Origin of the sequence: Escherichia coli DSM 30083 = JCM 1649 = ATCC 11775 (genome assembly GCF_003697165.2) — a bacterium.
In the GTDB taxonomy this organism is placed as follows: domain Bacteria; phylum Pseudomonadota; class Gammaproteobacteria; order Enterobacterales; family Enterobacteriaceae; genus Escherichia; species Escherichia coli.
Genome location: NZ_CP033092.2, coordinates 1,056,165 through 1,075,512, shown reverse-complemented (window position 1 = coordinate 1,075,512; position 19,348 = coordinate 1,056,165). Strand labels below are relative to the sequence as shown.

Below are 19,348 nucleotides of genomic sequence, written 5' to 3'. Positions count from 1 at the left end.
CTCTTCCCGATTTCTCATCCAGCCATAGCCTGTTCTGGCATCGAATGTTACCCTTATCGCCTGATCTTTAAGGGGGTTATCGTGGCTGTTCATTTGCTTATTGTCGATGCACTGAATCTTATTCGTCGCATTCATGCCGTTCAGGGTTCGCCCTGTGTCGAAACCTGCCAGCACGCGCTCGATCAGCTCATTATGCACAGCCAGCCAACCCACGCGGTCGCCGTTTTTGATGATGAAAACCGCAGTAGCGGCTGGCGTCATCAGCGTTTACCAGATTACAAAGCGGGTCGACCGCCAATGCCGGAAGAGTTGCACAACGAGATGCCTGCATTACGCGCCGCCTTTGAGCAACGCGGCGTCCCGTGCTGGTCCGCCAGCGGCAACGAAGCCGATGACTTAGCCGCCACGCTGGCGGTCAAAGTGACACAGGCCGGGCATCAGGCAACGATTGTTTCGACAGATAAAGGCTACTGTCAGTTACTTTCACCGACATTACGTATTCGTGATTACTTCCAGAAACGTTGGCTGGATGCGCCATTTATCGATAAAGAATTTGGCGTTCAACCGCAGCAGTTGCCCGATTACTGGGGGCTTGCGGGGATCAGCAGTTCAAAGGTACCGGGTGTTGCAGGGATCGGACCAAAAAGCGCCACACAGCTACTGGTCGAGTTTCAGAGTCTGGAAGGGATATATGAGAATCTGGATGCGGTTGCCGAAAAGTGGCGCAAAAAATTAGAAACCCATAAAGAGATGGCGTTTCTGTGCCGCGATATTGCCCGCTTACAAACCGATTTGCATATCGACGGCAATTTACAGCAATTGCGGTTGGTAAGGTAACGGCGTGCCGGATGCAAACGATTATCAACACATTGAATTTCATGCACTTATATGCCGGATAAGACGCGGCTAGCGTCGCATCCGGCATTATCACATCAGCGTATTTACCAGGCGGTATGGTAAAGCTCTACAATATCCTCAAGCGTTGCTTCACGCGGGTTGCCACCGGTACAAACATCATCCAGTGCCGCCTGCGCCAGTGCCGGAATGTCTTCCTTGCGTACACCAACATCACGTAAATGTGGCGGAATACCGACATCACGGTTGAGAGCAAACACCGCTTCAACAGCGGCATTACGCGCCTCTTCCAGGCTCATACCTTCCACTTTCACGCCCATAACGCGCGCGATATCGCGGTACTTCTCACCGGTAAAGTCAGCGTTATAGCGCATGACATGCGGTAACAGGATGGCATTTGCAACACCGTGTGGCGTGTTGTAAAACGCGCCCAGTGGATGCGCCATACCATGCACCAACCCTAACCCAACATTCGAGAATCCCATACCCGCAACATACTGCCCGAGCGCCATTTCTTCTCCGGCATCCTTATCACCAGCAACCGTTCCTCGCAGCGCCCCAGCAATGATTTCAATCGCTTTAATGTGCAGCGCATCGGTTAGCGCCCACGCGCCACGGGTAATATACCCCTCAATAGCATGAGTGAGCGCATCGACACCCGTCGCGGCTTTCAGCGCTGGAGGCATACCATCCATCATGTCAGCGTCAATAAACGCCACCTGCGGGATATCATGCGGATCAACGCAAACAAACTTGCGCCGTTTCTCTTCGTCAGTGATCACGTAGTTAATGGTCACTTCTGCCGCAGTGCCTGCTGTGGTGGGGATTGCCAGAATCGGTACACTGGGTTTATTGGTCGGGGAAAGCCCTTCCAGGCTACGCACATCGGCAAACTCCGGGTTGTTGCTGATAATGCCAATCGCTTTACACGTATCCTGTGGAGAACCACCACCAATAGCGATCAGGTAATCCGCGCCGCTATTCTGGAATACATCGAGCCCTTCTTTGACGACAGTAATTGTTGGGTTAGGTACTACGCCGTCGTAAATCGCCCATGCCAGTCCTGCCGCATCCATCTTATCGATCACTTTCGCCACCACGCCGCATTGCACCAGCGTTTTATCGGTGACGATCAGCGCCTTCTGATAACCACGGCGTTTCACTTCATCGGTTAAAGCTCCAACAGCACCTCGACCAAACCATGCCGTTTCGTTCAGAATCATTCTGTTAGCCATCATCCTTCTCCTTGTTGCTTTACGAAATTACTCTTCAATCCGTAACCCGTAGGTTTTGAATTTCTCCAGCACTACGGCAATCTCTTCATCGCTCAGCACTGGCACCGGGTCCGTAATCGCCAGGGTCGTCAGGTAAAGTTGTGCCAGCACTTCAACTTCATGCGCCAGCCATAACGCTTTCTCCAGATTCGCCTCACAAGCGATAAGCCCATGATGTTGTAACAAAGTTGCCTTACGATTTTTGAGAGCCAGCGCAACATGTTCAGAAAGTTCGCGTGTTCCAAAGGTCGCATAAGGCGCGCAAGGAATAGAATTACCGCCAGCCGCCGCAATCATGTAGTGAATCGCGGGGATCGGTCGGTTAAGAATGGAAACTGCCGTACAATGAACGGCATGATTGTGAACAACCGCGTTGGCATCCGGTCTGCTTTGATAGGCCGCCATATGGAAACGCCACTCGCTTGAGGGGAGCTTTCCTTCCTCATGTTTGCCGTTGCCATCAATAAAGACAATATGCGACTCCGTCAGTTTTTCATATGGAATACCTGTAGGCGTAATCAGCATCCCATCCTGATAACGTACACTGACGTTACCCGCTGTCCCCTGGTTCAGCCCCAGGCGAGTCATTTCCAGGCAAGTGTCAATAATCTGACGAGCAAGTTTATTTCGTTCCATTAGCTACCTCTCTCTGATTCAAAACAGGGCAATAATGTTGTTCCTTTCACACTATTGAATTAGCCGTTTAATTACTCACCATATTCTTCCTGATTAACCAGAAAGAAATTCACAAGCTTATATTTTGTGACCTGGTTCAACTAATCACAGTAAATAACTGCAATTTCTCTTTTTATAACCACATTAAAAATGACCGCTCTTAAGAATATTTATCAAAACGGTCATTTTTCTACTCCTCCCTGCCAGGAATGCCCGTTTTCGGCACAAACAATTAATACGGTCATCTGGTTTGTGTTTTTTATGATTTATTTTCTGAAACGGGCATGAAATTTCGATTATTAAAGTGATGGTAGTCACATAAAGTCACCTTCCAGCTAATAAGTGTGACCGCCGTCATATTACAGACCGTTTTTTATTTGAAAATGAATCCATGAGTTCATTTCAGACAGGCAAATATTCACTGATATGAAGCCCGAACTCGCTGGTTTTGCACTTTTGAAAACATAACCGATTACGTGCTTAAGCTTCTGAACCTAAGAGGATGCTATGGGAAACACATCAATACAAACGCAGAGTTACCGTGCGGTAGATAAAGATGCAGGGCAAAGCAGAAGTTACATTATTCCATTCGCGCTGCTGTGCTCACTGTTTTTTCTTTGGGCGGTAGCCAATAACCTTAACGACATTTTATTGCCTCAATTCCAGCAGGCTTTTACGCTGACAAATTTCCAGGCTGGCCTGATCCAATCGGCCTTTTACTTTGGTTATTTCATTATCCCAATCCCTGCCGGGATATTGATGAAAAAACTCAGTTATAAAGCAGGGATTATTACCGGATTGTTTTTATATGCCTTCGGCGCTGCATTATTCTGGCCCGCCGCAGAAATAATGAACTACACCTTGTTTTTAGTTGGCCTATTTATTATTGCAGCCGGATTAGGTTGTCTGGAAACTGCCGCAAACCCTTTTGTTACGGTATTAGGGCCGGAAAGCAGTGGTCACTTCCGCTTAAATCTTGCGCAAACATTTAACTCATTTGGCGCAATTATCGCGGTTGTCTTTGGGCAAAGTCTTATTTTGTCTAACGTGCCACATCAATCGCAAGACGTTCTCGATAAAATGTCTCCAGAGCAATTGAGTGCGTATAAACACAGCCTGGTATTATCGGTACAGACACCTTATATGATCATCGTGGCTATCGTGTTACTGGTCGCCCTGCTGATCATGCTGACGAAATTCCCGGCATTGCAGAGTGATAATCACAGTGACGCCAAACAAGGATCGTTCTCCGCATCGCTTTCTCGCCTGGCGCGTATTCGCCACTGGCGCTGGGCAGTATTAGCGCAATTCTGCTACGTCGGCGCACAAACAGCCTGCTGGAGCTATTTGATTCGCTACGCTGTAGAAGAAATTCCAGGTATGACAGCAGGTTTTGCCGCTAACTATTTAACCGGAACCATGGTGTGCTTCTTTATTGGTCGTTTCACCGGTACCTGGCTCATCAGTCGCTTCGCACCACACAAAGTCCTGGCAGCCTACGCATTAATCGCTATGGCACTGTGCCTGATCTCAGCCTTCGCTGGCGGTCATGTGGGTTTAATAGCCCTGACTTTATGCAGTGCCTTTATGTCGATTCAGTACCCAACAATCTTCTCGCTGGGCATTAAGAATCTCGGCCAGGACACCAAATACGGTTCGTCCTTCATCGTTATGACCATTATTGGCGGCGGTATTGTCACTCCGGTCATGGGGTTTGTCAGTGACGCAGCGGGCAACATCCCCACTGCCGAACTGCTCCCGGCACTCTGCTTCGCAGTCATCTTTATCTTTGCCCGTTTCCGTTCTCAAACGGCAACTAACTGAACATATTTTCCGAATAAAGTGAGGAATCAGTAATGAAAAAAATCAGCTTACCGAAAATTGGTATCCGCCCGGTTATTGACGGTCGTCGCATGGGTGTTCGTGAGTCGCTTGAAGAACAAACAATGAATATGGCGAAAGCCACGGCTGCACTGCTGACCGAGAAACTGCGCCATGCCTGCGGAGCTGCCGTCGAGTGTGTCATTTCCGATACCTGTATCGCGGGTATGGCTGAAGCCGCTGCTTGCGAAGAAAAATTCAGCAGTCAGAATGTAGGCCTCACCATTACGGTAACCCCTTGCTGGTGCTATGGCAGTGAAACCATCGACATGGATCCAACCCGCCCGAAAGCCATTTGGGGCTTTAACGGCACTGAACGTCCCGGCGCTGTTTACCTGGCAGCGGCTCTGGCAGCTCACAGCCAGAAAGGCATCCCGGCATTCTCCATTTACGGTCATGACGTTCAGGATGCCGATGACACATCGATTCCTGCCGATGTTGAAGAAAAACTGCTGCGCTTTGCCCGCGCCGGTTTAGCAGTCGCCAGCATGAAAGGTAAAAGCTATCTGTCGCTGGGCGGCGTTTCGATGGGTATCGCCGGTTCCATCGTTGATCATAACTTCTTTGAATCCTGGCTGGGAATGAAAGTCCAGGCGGTGGATATGACCGAACTGCGTCGCCGTATCGATCAGAAGATTTACGACGAAGCCGAACTGGAAATGGCGCTGGCCTGGGCTGATAAAAACTTCCGCTATGGCGAAGATGAAAATAACAAACAGTATCAACGCAATGCCGAGCAAAGCCGCGCAGTTCTGCGCGAAAGTTTACTGATGGCGATGTGTATCCGCGACATGATGCAAGGCAACAGCAAACTGGCCGATATTGGTCGCGTGGAAGAATCACTTGGCTACAACGCCATCGCTGCAGGCTTCCAGGGGCAACGTCACTGGACCGATCAATATCCCAATGGCGATACCGCTGAAGCGATCCTCAACAGTTCATTTGACTGGAATGGCGTGCGCAAACCGTTTGTCGTGGCGACCGAAAACGACAGTCTTAACGGCGTGGCAATGTTAATGGGCCACCAGCTCACCGGCACCGCTCAGGTATTTGCCGATGTCCGTACCTACTGGTCACCAGAAGCAATTGAGCGTGTAACGGGGCATAAACTGGACGGGCTGGCAGAACACGGCATCATCCATTTGATCAACTCCGGTTCTGCTGCGCTGGACGGTTCCTGTAAACAACGCGACAGCGAAGGTAAACCGACGATGAAGCCGCACTGGGAAATCTCTCAGCAAGAGGCTGACGCTTGCCTCGCCGCTACCGAATGGTGCCCGGCGATCCACGAATACTTCCGTGGCGGCGGTTACTCTTCCCGCTTTCTTACCGAAGGCGGCGTCCCGTTCACCATGACTCGTGTCAACATCATCAAAGGCCTGGGACCGGTACTGCAAATCGCGGAAGGCTGGAGCGTGGAATTGCCGAAGGATGTGCATGACATCCTCAACAAACGCACCAACTCAACCTGGCCAACCACCTGGTTTGCACCGCGCCTCACCGGTAAAGGGCCGTTTACGGATGTGTACTCGGTAATGGCGAACTGGGGCGCTAACCACGGGGTTCTGACCATCGGCCACGTTGGCGCAGACTTTATCACTCTTGCCTCCATGCTGCGTATCCCGGTATGTATGCACAACGTTGAAGAGACCAAAGTGTATCGTCCTTCTGCCTGGGCCGCGCACGGCATGGATATTGAAGGCCAGGATTACCGCGCTTGCCAGAACTACGGCCCGTTGTACAAGCGTTAATACATTACTCCCTGATGTGATGCCCGGTCGCTCCGGCTACCGGGCCTGAACAAGCAAGAGTGGTTAGCCGGATAAGCAATGTTATCCGGCTATATTGCAGGAGCGATTATGAAACAAGAAGTTATCCTGGTACTCGACTGTGGCGCGACCAATGTCAGGGCCATCGCGGTTAATCGGCAGGGAAAAATTGTTGCCCGCGCCTCAACGCCTAATGCCAGCGATATCGCGATGGAAAACAACACCTGGCACCAGTGGTCTTTAGACGCCATTTTGCAACGCTTTGCTGATTGCTGTCGGCAAATCAATAGTGAACTGACTGATTGCCACATCCGCGGTATCGCCGTCACCACCTTTGGTGTGGATGGCGCTCTGGTAGATAAGCAAGGCAATCTGCTCTATCCGATCATTAGCTGGAAATGTCCGCGAACAGCCGCGGTAATGGACCATATTGAACGGTTGATCTCCGCACAGCAGTTGCAGGCTATTTCTGGAGTCGGAGCCTTTAGTTTCAATACGTTATATAAGTTGGTGTGGTTGAAAGAAAATCATCCACAACTGCTGGAACGCGCGCACGCCTGGCTCTTTATTTCGTCGCTGATTAACCACCGTTTAACCGGCGAATTCACTACTGATATTACGATGGCCGGAACCAGCCAGATGCTGGATATCCAGCAACGCGATTTCAGTCCGCAAATTTTACAAGCCACCGGTATTCCACGCCGACTCTTCCCTCGTCTGGTGGAAGCGGGTGAACAGATTGGTACGCTACAGAACAGCGCCGCAGCAATGCTCGGCTTACCCGTTGGCATACCGGTGATTTCCGCAGGTCACGATACCCAGTTCGCCCTTTTTGGCGCTGGTGCCGAACAAAATGAACCCGTGCTCTCTTCCGGTACATGGGAAATTTTAATGGTCCGCAGCGCCCAGGTTGATACTTCGCTGTTAAGTCAGTACGCCGGTTCTACCTGCGAACTGGATAGCCAGGCAGGGTTGTATAACCCAGGTATGCAATGGCTGGCATCCGGCGTGCTGGAATGGGTGAGAAAACTGTTCTGGACGGCTGAAACTCCCTGGCAAATATTGATTGAAGAAGCTCGCCTGATCGCGCCTGGCGCAGATGGAGTGAAAATGCAGTGTGATTTATTGTCGTGCCAGAACGCTGGCTGGCAAGGCGTAACGCTTAATACCACGCGGGGGCATTTCTATCGCGCGGCGCTGGAAGGGTTAACCACGCAATTACAGCGCAATCTACAGATGCTGGAAAAAATCGGGCACTTTAAAGCCTCTGAATTATTGTTAGTCGGCGGAGGAAGTCGCAACACATTGTGGAATCAGATTAAAGCCAATATGCTTGATATTCCGGTAAAAGTTCTCGACGATGCCGAAACGACCGTCGCAGGAGCTGCGCTGTTTGGTTGGTATGGCGTAGGGGAATTTAACAGCCCGGAAGAAGCCCGTGCACAGATTCATTATCAGTACCGTTATTTCTACCCGCAAACTGAACCTGAATTTATAGAGGAGGTGTGAAATGCTGAAAACAATTTCGCCGTTAATTTCTCCCGAACTATTGAAAGTGCTGGCAGAGATGGGGCATGGAGATGAAATTATTTTTTCCGATGCTCACTTTCCCGCCCATTCGATGGGACCGCAGGTGATCCGCGCTGATGGCCTGTTGGTGAGCGACTTGCTCCAGGCGATTATCCCGTTATTTGAGCTGGACAGTTATGCACCACCGCTGGTGATGATGGCGGCGGTAGAAGGTGACACTCTCGATCCTGAAGTAGAACGACGTTATCGTAATGCGCTTTCACTACAAGCCCCCTGTCCTGACATCATCCGCATCAATCGTTTTGCGTTTTATGAACGGGCGCAAAAAGCCTTTGCGATCGTTATCACAGGCGAACGAGCGAAGTACGGGAATATTCTTTTAAAAAAAGGGGTAACACCGTAATCTCATACCGGTACGCCCGCATGACGCGGGCGGTTATCGAATGATGGGGTGAAAAATATGAAAGCGGCACGCCAGCAAGCGATAGTCGACCTGCTGCTGAACCATACCAGCCTGACCACGGAAGCTCTCTCTGAACAGCTAAAGGTCAGTAAAGAAACCATTCGTCGCGATCTCAATGAATTACAGACGCAGGGTAAAATTCTGCGCAATCATGGGCGCGCTAAATATATCCACCGTCAAAATCAAGACAGTGGCGATCCCTTTCACATCCGGCTGAAAAGCCATTATGCGCATAAAGCAGATATCGCGCGCGAGGCGCTCGCGTGGATTGAAGAAGGGATGGTGATAGCCTTAGACGCCAGTTCAACCTGCTGGTATCTGGCACGCCAGTTGCCTGACATCAACATCCAGGTCTTCACCAATAGCCATCCGATTTGCCATGAACTCGGTAAACGCGAACGCATTAAACTGATCAGTTCCGGCGGCACACTTGAGCGCAAATATGGCTGTTACGTCAATCCCTCGCTGATTTCCCAACTTAAATCGCTGGAAATCGATCTGTTTATTTTTTCTTGTGAAGGGATCGATAGCAGCGGCGCACTGTGGGACTCCAATGCCATCAACGCTGATTACAAATCAATGTTATTAAAACGTGCCGCGCAATCGTTGTTATTGATTGATAAAAGTAAATTTAATCGTTCAGGGGAAGCCCGCATCGGGCATCTGGATGAGGTAACGCACATTATTTCTGATGAGCGCCAGGTTACAACTTCTTTGGTAACAGCCTGACGGAAAGGGTAGCAGGCCGGAGACGACGCCCCGGCCTTACCTGTTATCGCTCGTCGCGACGACCACCCACCGCAGCCCAGATACGGCGGACGTGCACCGTCACTTCTTCGCGATCGTGATACAACTGCCGCGCCTGAATCTGAGCATTTATGCCATGTTCATCAAGCTGTGCCTGAATATACGCCAGATTGTGTGACACTTCTTCGTAGCGTTTTTTCATCGGCAGTTTGAGATTGAAGATAGTTTCACGGCACCAGCCATTAACCAGCCACTGCGCCATTAATGCCGCAACTTTCGCCGGTTTTTCAACCATATCGCATACCATCCAGGAGATATTGCTGCATGTCGGACGGAATTTGAAACCGTCTTCCCGCAGCCACGTCACCTGCCCGGTATCCATCAGACTTTGCGCCATCGGGCCGTTGTCGACGGAATAAACCCACATGTTGCGCTTCACCAGTTGGTAGGTCCAGCCGCCTGGGCAAGCACCTAAATCCACCGCCCACATCCCGTTCGCCAGGCGTTCATCCCACTCATCCGCGGGAATAAACACATGAAATGCCTCTTCCAGTTTGAGCGTGGAACGACTCGGCGCATCTGCCGGAAATTTCAGGCGCGGAATGCCCATATAGAACGGCGAATTATTGCTGCTGTATGAGTAACCAGTATAGCAACAGCCTGGTGCAATAAAGAATACATGCACAACCGGACGCTTCGGCGTTTCATAGTTCGCCAGCACCCCCGCATCACGCAAGGCAGCGCGTAGCGGCACGGTGAATTTACGGCAGAATTTCAGCAACTCTTTGCTTTCGTTGGTATCGGCAACTTCAACACGCAGTTCACCGCCCTTCTCTACTACACCCTGTAACATGCCGACAATGGGGGTAATACGATCTTCTGGCGGCAAATGCTGCAGGAGTTCCCCCACCACAAACCACTGGCGGGCAAAAATTAATGAACTGAACGGCAGCTCACGGATTAACTTATCGCCATCATCAGGTTGATAACATTCATAAATGACATAACCCGCATTCTCTTTCACGCGGGCAAAACCGAAAATTTCCCGCTGACCGGCTTTATCGGTAATTTCTGCGGCGCACTCTTTTTCAAAGCCCGGACGGCACAGCAATACAACCTTATTCATGACTTACGCCCTTGCGCTTTAAACGGATAGCACCAATTAACATTAACGCCCAGCCCGCAAGGAAGCTCACGCCGCCAACCGGTGTGACAAATGCCCACAAACGCAGATGGGACAGCGCCAGGCAATAAAGGCTGCCGCTGAACAGCACCGTGCCTAACGCGAGGAAAACGCTACTCCAGTAAAACCAGATACTGATGCGACGCTGCATTGCCACCGCCAGACCTAAGATCGCCAGCGTATGAAACGCCTGGTATTCGAGGCCGGTCTGGATCCAGCCCATCTCAACGGCTCCCATGGTTTTACTTAACACATGCGCGCCAAAAGCGCCCAGAGCTACAAAAATGAAGCCGCTAATGGCGGCGAAAATCAGCATAAAACGGCTGGTCATGGTCGTACCCTACGTAAATTATTGTTCATAACGAAAGCGGAATTTTTCTTGTTCAGCAGCGGCTTTCGCCAGGATCCATTGGCGAAAGGCGGCTATTTTACCCAGTTCTGCCTGGCTGTCATGACAAACCAGATAAAAAGCGTTTTTACTGACCAGAACATCATTAAACGGGCAAACAAGACGTCCGGCCTCGATTTCAGATTGCGCCATCACGTTATTTGCCAGCGCCACTCCCTGCCCGTGGATAGCCGCTTGCAGCACCATGGCGCTATGGCTAAAAATTGGCCCTTGCTGAACGTTGATATGATTTAACCCCAACTGTCGGGTATATGTCTGCCAGTCACGGCGTGATGCATCATGTAATAACGTATGTTTAGCCAGATCTTCCGGGGTCTTCAAGGGTTTTTCGCCAGTCAGCAGTAGCGGCGAGCACACCGGCAATAAATATTCGGCGTACAGTTTTTCCACCCGTAGCCCCGGCCAGTTGCCCCGACCATAAAATATCGCCACATCAACATCATCCGCCAGCTTATCTTCCTGACGATCAACCGCCTGGATTCGAACGTCAATTCCCGGATAAGCTGAATTAAAGCTGGAAAGTCGCGGAACCAACCAATGAATCGCGAAACTGGGGAGTAAACTGACCGTCAACGCCCCCTTAGCGCTACGGGCCTGGAGTTTACGCGTCGCTTCGGTTAATTGCGAAAATATCTCTTTGATATCGAGGAAATAGCTTTGCCCTTCCTCGGTCAGCAGGAGTGAACGATTACGGCGGCGGAACAGTTTTAGCCCCAGAAAATCCTCAAGAGACTTGATTTGATGACTTACTGCGGCCTGGGTCACAAAAAGCTCTTCTGCTGCGCGAGTGAAACTTAAATGGCGTGCTGCGGCATCAAAAACTCGTAAGGCATTTAGCGGTGGTAATCGTTTAGACATGGCTTTTAAACTTTGATGTTAAATGAATTTAACAATTAGATCACACTGTGTAACCTATTAGTTTTTTTAATCTGAGCCATTATAAATTGTCCGTTGAGCTTCTACCAGCAAATACCTATAGTGGCGGCACTTCCTGAGCCGGAACGAAAAGTTTTATCGGAATGCGTGTTCTGGTGAACTTTTGGCTTACGGTTGTGATGTTGTGTTGTTGTGTTTGCAATTGGTCTGCGATTCAGACCATGGTAGCAAAGCTACCTTTTTTCACTTCCTGTACATTTACCCTGTCTGTCCATAGTGATTAATGTAGCACCGCCTAATTGCGGTGCTTTTTTTTACCTTGCGATCGCGAATTACTGATCCAGTTCGACCATCTCTTTCACGTCAGTACGGTTGATCTGCTGTTTGTTGCCATTAGCGTCTTTATACGAAATCATACCGGTATCGTTATCAGTCTGTGGTTTGCCGTCAGAGACGATGGTACGTCCGTCATTGGTGTGCATCACATAGTTCGAACCGGAACAGGCGCTCAGGGCAAAAGTCAGCATACAGGCAGAAATAATTGCGGCAGTCTTTTTCATCATCTTCTCCTTAAAGCGATTAATAAATCTTAATAGTATTGATTAACAGGCTAAAATTAACGCCTAACACTATTCAGCATATGTTACTGACGCGGCTTCGCCAGGATATCCAGATAATTCTGATGGTTAGCACTCTCCTTGTATCAAAGTGAATTTTGCGTCACGATCGGTGCATCAAGCCGAGGAGTACCATGAACGTTTTTAATCCCGCGCAGTTTCGCGCCCAGTTTCCCGCGCTACAGGATGCGGGCGTCTATCTCGACAGCGCCGCGACCGCGCTTAAACCTGAAGCCGTGGTTGAAGCTACCCGACAGTTTTATAGCCTGAGCGCCGGAAACGTCCATCGCAGCCAGTTTGCCGAAGCCCAACGCCTGACCGCGCGTTACGAAGCTGCGCGGGAAAAAGTGGCACAATTACTGAATGCATCGGATGACAAAAATATCGTCTGGACGCGCGGCACCACTGAATCCATCAACATGGTGGCGCAATGCTATGCCCGTCCGCGTCTGCAACCGGGCGATGAAATTATTGTCAGTGTGGCAGAACACCACGCCAACCTCGTCCCCTGGCTGATGGTCGCCCAACAAACGGGGGCCAAAGTGGTGAAATTGCCGCTTAATGCGCAGCGACTGCCGGATGTCGATTTGTTGCCAGAACTGATTACTCCCCGTAGTCGGATTCTGGCGTTGGGCCAGATGTCGAACGTCACTGGCGGTTGCCCGGATCTGGCGAGAGCGATTACTTTTGCTCATTCAGCCGGGATAGTGGTGATGGTTGATGGTGCTCAGGGGGCGGTGCATTTCCCCGCGGATGTTCAGCAACTGGATATTGATTTCTATGCTTTTTCAGGTCACAAACTGTATGGTCCGACAGGCATCGGCGTGCTGTATGGCAAACCAGAACTGCTGGAAGCGATGTCGCCCTGGCTGGGCGGCGGCAAAATGGTTCACGAAGTGAGTTTTGACGACTTCACGACTCAATCTGCGCCGTGGAAACTGGAAGCAGGAACGCCAAATGTCGCTGGCGTCATAGGATTAAGCGCGGCGCTGGAATGGCTGACAGATTACGATATCAACCAGGCCGAAAGCTGGAGCCGTAGCTTAGCAACGCTTGCAGAAGAAGCGCTGGCGAAACGTCCAGGCTTTCGTTCATTCCGCTGCCAGGATTCCAGCCTGCTGGCCTTTGATTTTGCGGGTGTTCATCACAGCGATATGGTGACACTGCTGGCGGAGTACGGTATTGCCCTGCGCGCCGGGCAGCATTGCGCTCAGCCGCTACTGGCAGAATTAGGCGTAACCGGCACACTGCGCGCCTCATTTGCGCCATATAATACAAAGAGTGATGTGGATGCGCTGGTGAATGCCGTTGACCGCGCGCTGGAATTATTGGTGGATTAATGACAAACCCGCAATTCGCCGGACATCCGTTCGGCACAACCGTAACCGCAGAAACGTTACGCAATACCTTCGCACCGTTGACGCAATGGGAAGATAAATATCGCCAGTTGATCATGCTGGGAAAACAGCTTCCGGCTTTGCCAGAGGAGTTAAAAGCGCAGGCTAAAGAGATTGCCGGATGCGAAAACCGCGTCTGGCTGGGATATACCGTGGCTGAAAACGGCAAGATGCATTTCTTTGGCGACAGCGAAGGGCGCATTGTGCGCGGCCTGTTGGCGGTGTTGTTGACTGCCGTTGAGGGGAAAACCGCCGCCGAATTGCAGGCACAGTCGCCGCTGGCATTGTTTGATGAGCTGGGATTACGTGCGCAACTTAGCGCCTCACGCAGCCAGGGGTTGAATGCGTTAAGCGAGGCGATTATCGCTGCGGCGAAGCAGGTTTAAGCACAGAACCAGGTCGGATAAGACGTTCGCGTCGCATCCGACCTGATTGTTTACCCCTGACGCGCCGCTTTCGCCATCATCTTCTTCAGCGCATGAGAAACCGCAACAAAGCCAAAAGTGGCGGTCACCATCGTCGCCGCGCCAAATCCTGAGGCACAATCCATCCGCTTTGGCCCTTCCGCCGTGGCTTTCATCGCACAGACGGTGCCGTCTGACTGCGGGTACACCAGCGCTTCGGTAGAGAACACGCAATCCACGCCGAGCTTACCTTTACTGTTTTTCACTACGCCAAAATCGCTTTTCAGGCGCTCGCGCAACTTCGCCGCCAACGGGTCCTGAATCGTTTTCGCCAGATCGGTAACCTGAATCTGCGTCGGGTCAATCTGCCCACCCGCGCCACCGGTCGTGACCAGCGGGATTTTATTGCGCCGACAATAAGCAATCAGCGCCGCTTTGGGCCGTACACTATCAATAGCATCAATCACGTACGAATAACCGGCATTCATATATTGCGCTACGTTATCCGGCGTCACGAAGTCATCCACCACCGTTACACGGCACTCCGGGTTAATCTGGCGAATACGCTCCGCCATGACTTCCGCTTTTGCCAGCCCGACGTTATCGCGCAGAGCGTGAATTTGCCGATTGGTATTGGTGACGCACACATCATCCATATCGATAAGCGTGATTGCGCCAATCCCCGTGCGCGCTAGCGCTTCCGCCGCCCAGGAACCGACACCACCGATACCAACCACACAAATATGCGCGTCAGCAAACAGTTGCAATGCTTTTTCACCATACAGTCGCGCTGTGCCACCAAAACGCTGACGCCATGCATCACTAATTACCACAGACATAGCACCTCAGAATTAAAAAGGGTGAGGTTACCCCTCACCCTGTCATATCCGTAAAAACGGCATACAGAATATCACATCAGCCGCTAAAGACGTTACCTGCGCCCGGGGCGGTTTTCAGCACCCAGACACGTCCATAGTGGTTGTACCAACCTGCGCGGTGTCCGGCTTCCGGCCCGATCCCTTGATAGATATCGAAGTGTTGGCCTTTGATTGCGCCACCGACATCCAGCGCCACCATCAGACGCAATTCGTACTGACCGTTAAATTTGCCGTTATTATCCAGCAGCGGCACTTCTGCCAGCAAGGTAGTACCTGGCGGAATAATTGAACGATCGGAGGCAACAGAAGCACGGCCAACCAGCGGCACCGCACTTGCCCCTTTCACCGGTGCAAAAGATTGCGGTTTAAAGAAGACGAAAGACGGGTTCTGTTCCAGCAGCTCGCGAACCTCAGCTTCACTGTGTGTTTCGCCCCAGTGACGAATCGCCTGCATCGACATATCTTCTTTTTTCACTTCGCCACGGTCGATCAACACCTTACCAATGCTGCGATAGGCATGACCGTTTTTCCCTGCATAGCTGAAAAAGTTAAGCGGACTGCCATCACCAAAGTCGATATACCCGCTACCCTGCACATCCATAATGAAGTTATCCATCAGGGAGTTACTGTAAGCGAGAATATATTTATCACTCAGCGCTCCTGCGTAGATCTCCGCACGAGACGGCAGACGACCACGTTTTGGCGGCATACGGTAAATCGGATACTGGAACTCGCCCTGACGGGTATGGCGCGCCTGAATTACCGGCGTGTAATAGCCTGTAAACTGCACGTTACCATAGTTGTCGACACCTTCCATCTGCCAGGCATCAATGCCGAACTGGCGCATATTGCGGGTATCACCGCCTGCGCGCAGCCACTCTTGCACCGCGTTATAAACATTACTCTGGTTGCCATACAGACGCGGTGACGAATTACGGATATGGTTAATTTGCTCGGCAAAATCACCGGCATTAATCGGCGCGCCAACGGCATCTGGCTGGTTCACCAGAGAGAAAGGCTGGGTAAATTTCCCGTCTTTATATTGCTGTCCGCGATCGGTTGGTTTGGAAGAGCAGGCGGCAAGCATTGCCACAACCGTGCCCATAAGAAGGTACTTTACCCAACGTCCTTTCATTGTTCTCTTCTTCAGGTTAAAAAATAAGGCGCAACGAAGATAACAAACCACCGCGTTTAATGAAATGAGCAGCCTCTCCCTGACGCAAATTTTGCACAAAAAATAGGCTTTAGTGATTTGTTTTTGTTCAAAATCATGCCGAATCCGTGATCGGGGTAAAAAAAAGGTTGCATGAAAACGCGAGCAGAGTATAGTGCGCATCCACGGACGCGGGGTGGAGCAGCCTGGTAGCTCGTCGGGCTCATAACCCGAAGGTCGTCGGTTCAAATCCGGCCCCCGCAACCAATTAAAATTTGATGAAGTAAAGCAGTACGGTGACGCGGGGTGGAGCAGCCTGGTAGCTCGTCGGGCTCATAACCCGAAGGTCGTCGGTTCAAATCCGGCCCCCGCAACCAATCAAAATTTGATGAAATAAAGCAGTACGGTGACGCGGGGTGGAGCAGCCTGGTAGCTCGTCGGGCTCATAACCCGAAGGTCGTCGGTTCAAATCCGGCCCCCGCAACCAATTTATTAGAATGCTGACAAACCGCAAAGCTGCTATTGGCTTGCGGTTTTTTCGTTTTTACGCTTCCTTACCCGTTTCAGTGAAGCCTGAGACAATGAGTAAACCGTTAATATCCCTCCATCAAAGCCATCCATCTTATTTATATATTAAACATATACCCCATTAATGAATTTCATTTATATATTCTATAAATCAATTTATTTTGGTTATGTTAACATTTCAATATCACAACAGGGCGCTACGCTTATATAATCATTGTACAAAAAGCACACAACTTTTTAATTAGTAGAAAAATTAATAATTTTTTGTGAAAGCCCGGACAATAAGTTTAATGAATATCTTAATAGACTCTCATACTACCCAATTTCTTAAAAGTGCAAATTTGTGAAGCTTATCCTGTTATTATTTTAAGTTTCATGCCAAATTCTCTCACCAGATAATGCCGCCCTCTTCCGAAAAATAATCAAGAGGCCAAACAATATCTAAAATGATACAACTGTATCTATTCCCCTGAAAAATACATTATTCATTTGTATATTTTCCTCATCATTGCTTTTTATTTAAATCATCCGATAATCCCCTGAATATAATTATGTCAATAACCATCAGAAAAAGTGGATGATGAGGAAAAGGATATGGCTGACAGTTTCCAGAATGAAGTTCCCACCGCTCGTGTAAATATCAAGCTTGATCTGCATACAGGCAATGCTAAAAAGAAAGTTGAACTCCCCCTCAAGCTTCTTGCCGTAGGCGATTACAGTAACGGAAAAGAGCAACGTCCGCTGTCCGAACGGGACAAGGTTGATATCAATAAAAACAACTTCAACAGCGTCATGGCTGAGTTTTCGCCTGCGGTTAATTTAACAGTAGAAGATACGCTAAACGGAAACGGTAATGAACAAAATATCGCGCTTGAATTTAAAAGCCTGAAGGATTTTGAACCCGAACAGGTAGCAAAAAATATTCCGCAACTTCGTGTATTACTCGCTATGCGCAATTTACTACGTGACCTGAAATCCAATCTGCTGGATAACGCAACGTTTCGCCGTGAACTGGAAAATATTCTGAAAGACCCGACGCTCAGTTCAGAACTGCGTGATGAACTGGCGAAAATTGCGCCGCAGGAGAACGTTTAACCCGAACACGTATTCAGGTTAAACCGGAGAAGAAAGGATCACTGAAAAGGAAATGCTGATGTCTGTACAACAAGAACATTCCACCTCTGAAACTGCAACACTCACCACCACTGAGTCCGGCGGCGTTTATCAGTCCCTGTTCGATAAAATTAATTTAACCCCGGTCTCTTCCATTCAGGAAATAGATTTATGGCAAAACAGCGAAACGCTGGCTGATGCCTCACCCGATGAGCGCGTGACAGCAGCGATTCACGTTCTGCTTTCCTGTCTGGCGAAATCAGGCGAGGACGTGGTTAAGCTCGACAAGAGCCTGCTGGATTTTCATATCGACGATCTGGATCAGAAAATCAGTAAACAGCTTGATGCGGTCATGCACCACCCTGAATTCCAGAAAGTCGAGTCGCTGTGGCGTGGTACATGGTTCGTCGTACAGCGCACTGATTTTCGCAAAAATGTCAGAATTGAATTGCTGGATATCAGCAAAGAGCATCTGCGTCAGGATTTCGACGACTCCCCGGAAATCATTCAGAGCGGTTTATATCGTCATACATACATTCAGGAGTACGATACGCCGGGTGGCGAACCTGTTGCCTCATTAATTTCCAGCTATGAATTTGATAACAGCCCGCAGGATATTGCCCTGCTGCGCAATATTTCCAGAGTGTCTGCCGCTTCCCATATGCCTTTTATCGGTTCCGTCGGACCGAAATTCTTCCTTAAAAATTCGATGGAAGAAGTCGCCGCGATTAAAGATATCGGCAACTACTTTGACCGCGCAGAATATATTAAATGGAAGTCGTTCCGCGATACGGATGACAGCCGCTATGTGGGATTAGTGATGCCGCGAGTGCTGGGCCGTCTGCCCTATGGGCCGGACACGGTGCCGGTACGCAGCTTTAACTATGTGGAAGAAGTCAAAGGCCCGGATCACGAAAAGTACCTGTGGACAAACGCCTCGTTCGCCTTTGCCGCCAATATGGTGAAGAGCTTTGTGAATAATGGCTGGTGTGTGCAGATCCGTGGTCCACAGGCAGGTGGCGCAGTAGCCGATCTGCCCATCCATCTTTACGATCTCGGCACCGGCAATCAGGTCAAAATTCCGTCCGAAGTGATGATCCCGGAAACCCGCGAATTTGAATTTGCCAACCTTGGCTTTATTCCGCTCTCTTATTATAAGAATCGCGATTACGCCTGCTTCTTCTCGGCAAACTCCGCCCAGAAACCGGCGTTGTATGATACCGCTGACGCCACCGCCAACAGCCGTATTAACGCCCGTCTGCCTTACATCTTCCTGCTGTCCCGCATTGCGCATTACCTGAAAATCATTCAGCGCGAGAATATCGGTACCACCAAAGACCGCCGCGTACTGGAACTGGAACTGAACACCTGGATCCGCACACTGGTGACGGAGATGACCGATCCGGGTGATGAACTGCAGGCGTCTCACCCGCTGCGCGACGGCAAGGTTATCGTGGAAGATATTGAGGACAATCCGGGCTTCTTCCGCGTCAGACTCTTTGCCGTGCCGCATTTCCAGATTGAAGGGATGGATATCAACCTTTCTCTGGTTTCCCAGATGCCGAAAGCGAAAGCCTGACCGGGCCGTGGTGTGAT

General features: G+C 50.2%; 18 protein-coding genes and 3 tRNA genes. 13 read left to right on the top strand and 8 right to left on the bottom strand.

What is annotated here, in order from left to right; translation table 11 throughout:
* Nucleotides 1-81 precede the first annotated feature (81 nt).
* Complete coding sequence (gene xni, locus EAS44_RS05995) at nt 82-837, top strand: flap endonuclease Xni (RefSeq protein ID WP_001296330.1); 756 nt, start codon at nt 82-84, stop codon at nt 835-837.
* Nucleotides 838-941: 104 nt separating this feature from the next.
* On the opposite strand, the gene fucO is transcribed toward xni, so the two are convergent.
* Together fucO and fucA are read right to left on the bottom strand one after the other, a co-directional pair.
* Complete coding sequence (gene fucO / locus EAS44_RS05990; RefSeq protein ID WP_001363011.1) at nt 942-2,090, bottom strand: lactaldehyde reductase; 1,149 nt, start codon at nt 2,088-2,090, stop codon at nt 942-944.
* A 27-nt stretch (nt 2,091-2,117) separates the two neighbouring features.
* Nucleotides 2,118-2,765, bottom strand: a complete 648-nt coding sequence (gene fucA / locus EAS44_RS05985; protein ID WP_000440772.1) for an L-fuculose-phosphate aldolase — start codon at nt 2,763-2,765, stop codon at nt 2,118-2,120.
* Between the two features lie 546 nt (nt 2,766-3,311).
* Between fucA and fucP the strand changes: the two genes are divergently transcribed.
* The 5 genes from fucP to fucR all read left to right on the top strand — a co-directional run bounded on the left by fucP (nt 3,312) and on the right by fucR (nt 9,176).
* Nucleotides 3,312-4,628, top strand: a complete 1,317-nt coding sequence (gene fucP / locus EAS44_RS05980; RefSeq protein ID WP_000528588.1) for an L-fucose:H+ symporter permease — start codon at nt 3,312-3,314, stop codon at nt 4,626-4,628.
* Between the two features lie 32 nt (nt 4,629-4,660).
* Nucleotides 4,661-6,436, top strand: a complete 1,776-nt coding sequence (gene fucI / locus EAS44_RS05975; RefSeq protein WP_000724161.1) for an L-fucose isomerase — start codon at nt 4,661-4,663, stop codon at nt 6,434-6,436.
* A gap of 108 nt (nt 6,437-6,544) precedes the next feature.
* Nucleotides 6,545-7,963, top strand: coding sequence for an L-fuculokinase (gene fucK / locus EAS44_RS05970; protein ID WP_000808350.1), 1,419 nt, complete (start codon nt 6,545-6,547; stop codon nt 7,961-7,963).
* 1 nt (nt 7,964) lies between these two features.
* Nucleotides 7,965-8,387 carry an L-fucose mutarotase gene (gene fucU / locus EAS44_RS05965; protein WP_000920840.1) on the top strand — a complete coding sequence of 141 codons (423 nt, stop codon included), beginning with the start codon at nt 7,965-7,967 and terminating at the stop codon, nt 8,385-8,387.
* A 57-nt stretch (nt 8,388-8,444) separates the two neighbouring features.
* On the top strand, nt 8,445-9,176 hold the full coding sequence (gene fucR / locus EAS44_RS05960; protein ID WP_001305284.1) for an L-fucose operon activator: 732 nt from the start codon (nt 8,445-8,447) through the stop codon (nt 9,174-9,176).
* Nucleotides 9,177-9,219: 43 nt separating this feature from the next.
* Here the strand turns inward: fucR and rlmM are convergent, their stop codons facing one another.
* The 4 genes from rlmM to ygdI all read right to left on the bottom strand — a co-directional run bounded on the left by rlmM (nt 9,220) and on the right by ygdI (nt 12,222).
* Nucleotides 9,220-10,320: a 23S rRNA (cytidine(2498)-2'-O)-methyltransferase RlmM gene (rlmM, locus tag EAS44_RS05955; RefSeq protein ID WP_001045527.1), complete on the bottom strand. Its 1,101-nt coding sequence runs from the start codon at nt 10,318-10,320 to the stop codon at nt 9,220-9,222.
* Nucleotides 10,313-10,708 (bottom strand): DUF423 domain-containing protein, encoded by a 396-nt coding sequence (gene ygdD, locus EAS44_RS05950; protein ID WP_000203901.1) that lies wholly within the window; start codon nt 10,706-10,708, stop codon nt 10,313-10,315. Before ygdD ends, rlmM begins: the two co-directional genes overlap by 8 nt.
* Nucleotides 10,709-10,726: 18 nt before the next feature.
* A complete protein-coding gene (gene gcvA / locus EAS44_RS05945; RefSeq protein WP_000044401.1) occupies nt 10,727-11,644 on the bottom strand; it encodes a glycine cleavage system transcriptional regulator GcvA in 918 nt (305 codons plus the stop codon).
* A gap of 350 nt (nt 11,645-11,994) precedes the next feature.
* On the bottom strand, nt 11,995-12,222 hold the full coding sequence (ygdI, locus tag EAS44_RS05940) for a YgdI/YgdR family lipoprotein (protein WP_000750398.1): 228 nt from the start codon (nt 12,220-12,222) through the stop codon (nt 11,995-11,997).
* 191 nt (nt 12,223-12,413) lie between these two features.
* On the opposite strand from ygdI, the gene csdA reads away from it, so the two are divergent.
* Nucleotides 12,414-13,619: a cysteine desulfurase CsdA gene (gene csdA, locus EAS44_RS05935; RefSeq protein WP_001331603.1), complete on the top strand. Its 1,206-nt coding sequence runs from the start codon at nt 12,414-12,416 to the stop codon at nt 13,617-13,619.
* Complete coding sequence (csdE, locus tag EAS44_RS05930; RefSeq protein ID WP_000184272.1) at nt 13,619-14,062, top strand: cysteine desulfurase sulfur acceptor subunit CsdE; 444 nt, start codon at nt 13,619-13,621, stop codon at nt 14,060-14,062. Before csdA ends, csdE begins: the two co-directional genes overlap by 1 nt.
* A gap of 50 nt (nt 14,063-14,112) precedes the next feature.
* Here the strand turns inward: csdE and tcdA are convergent, their stop codons facing one another.
* Nucleotides 14,113-14,919, bottom strand: coding sequence for a tRNA cyclic N6-threonylcarbamoyladenosine(37) synthase TcdA (gene tcdA / locus EAS44_RS05925; protein WP_000117716.1), 807 nt, complete (start codon nt 14,917-14,919; stop codon nt 14,113-14,115).
* Between the two features lie 76 nt (nt 14,920-14,995).
* Nucleotides 14,996-16,093 carry a murein transglycosylase A gene (gene mltA / locus EAS44_RS05920; protein WP_000678650.1) on the bottom strand — a complete coding sequence of 366 codons (1,098 nt, stop codon included), beginning with the start codon at nt 16,091-16,093 and terminating at the stop codon, nt 14,996-14,998.
* Nucleotides 16,094-16,301: 208 nt separating this feature from the next.
* Between mltA and EAS44_RS05915 the strand changes: the two genes are divergently transcribed.
* The 5 genes from EAS44_RS05915 (at nt 16,302) to tssC (ending at nt 19,331) form a co-directional block, all read left to right on the top strand.
* Nucleotides 16,302-16,378 (top strand) — tRNA-Met (locus EAS44_RS05915).
* 33 nt (nt 16,379-16,411) lie between these two features.
* A tRNA-Met gene (locus tag EAS44_RS05910) sits at nt 16,412-16,488 on the top strand.
* A gap of 33 nt (nt 16,489-16,521) precedes the next feature.
* Nucleotides 16,522-16,598, top strand: a tRNA-Met gene (locus tag EAS44_RS05905).
* A gap of 635 nt (nt 16,599-17,233) precedes the next feature.
* Nucleotides 17,234-17,734, top strand: a complete 501-nt coding sequence (gene tssB, locus EAS44_RS05900) for a type VI secretion system contractile sheath small subunit (protein ID WP_001350753.1) — start codon at nt 17,234-17,236, stop codon at nt 17,732-17,734.
* A gap of 58 nt (nt 17,735-17,792) precedes the next feature.
* A complete protein-coding gene (gene tssC / locus EAS44_RS05895) occupies nt 17,793-19,331 on the top strand; it encodes a type VI secretion system contractile sheath large subunit (protein WP_001350752.1) in 1,539 nt (512 codons plus the stop codon).
* Nucleotides 19,332-19,348 lie beyond the last annotated feature (17 nt).

What these genes read in the sequence shown, in the direction of transcription:
- fucO (WP_001363011.1), bottom strand. Translation starts at nt 2,090, where the DNA reads ATGGCTAACAGAATGATTCTGAACGAAACGGCATGGTTTGGTCGAGGT.
- fucA (WP_000440772.1), bottom strand. Translation starts at nt 2,765, where the DNA reads ATGGAACGAAATAAACTTGCTCGTCAGATTATTGACACTTGCCTGGAA.
- fucP (WP_000528588.1), top strand. Translation starts at nt 3,312, where the DNA reads ATGGGAAACACATCAATACAAACGCAGAGTTACCGTGCGGTAGATAAA.
- fucI (WP_000724161.1), top strand. Translation starts at nt 4,661, where the DNA reads ATGAAAAAAATCAGCTTACCGAAAATTGGTATCCGCCCGGTTATTGAC.
- fucK (WP_000808350.1), top strand. Translation starts at nt 6,545, where the DNA reads ATGAAACAAGAAGTTATCCTGGTACTCGACTGTGGCGCGACCAATGTC.
- fucU (WP_000920840.1), top strand. Translation starts at nt 7,965, where the DNA reads ATGCTGAAAACAATTTCGCCGTTAATTTCTCCCGAACTATTGAAAGTG.
- fucR (WP_001305284.1), top strand. Translation starts at nt 8,445, where the DNA reads ATGAAAGCGGCACGCCAGCAAGCGATAGTCGACCTGCTGCTGAACCAT.
- rlmM (WP_001045527.1), bottom strand. Translation starts at nt 10,320, where the DNA reads ATGAATAAGGTTGTATTGCTGTGCCGTCCGGGCTTTGAAAAAGAGTGC.
- ygdD (WP_000203901.1), bottom strand. Translation starts at nt 10,708, where the DNA reads ATGACCAGCCGTTTTATGCTGATTTTCGCCGCCATTAGCGGCTTCATT.
- gcvA (WP_000044401.1), bottom strand. Translation starts at nt 11,644, where the DNA reads ATGTCTAAACGATTACCACCGCTAAATGCCTTACGAGTTTTTGATGCC.
- ygdI (WP_000750398.1), bottom strand. Translation starts at nt 12,222, where the DNA reads ATGAAAAAGACTGCCGCAATTATTTCTGCCTGTATGCTGACTTTTGCC.
- csdA (WP_001331603.1), top strand. Translation starts at nt 12,414, where the DNA reads ATGAACGTTTTTAATCCCGCGCAGTTTCGCGCCCAGTTTCCCGCGCTA.
- csdE (WP_000184272.1), top strand. Translation starts at nt 13,619, where the DNA reads ATGACAAACCCGCAATTCGCCGGACATCCGTTCGGCACAACCGTAACC.
- tcdA (WP_000117716.1), bottom strand. Translation starts at nt 14,919, where the DNA reads ATGTCTGTGGTAATTAGTGATGCATGGCGTCAGCGTTTTGGTGGCACA.
- mltA (WP_000678650.1), bottom strand. Translation starts at nt 16,093, where the DNA reads ATGAAAGGACGTTGGGTAAAGTACCTTCTTATGGGCACGGTTGTGGCA.
- tssB (WP_001350753.1), top strand. Translation starts at nt 17,234, where the DNA reads ATGGCTGACAGTTTCCAGAATGAAGTTCCCACCGCTCGTGTAAATATC.
- tssC (WP_001350752.1), top strand. Translation starts at nt 17,793, where the DNA reads ATGTCTGTACAACAAGAACATTCCACCTCTGAAACTGCAACACTCACC.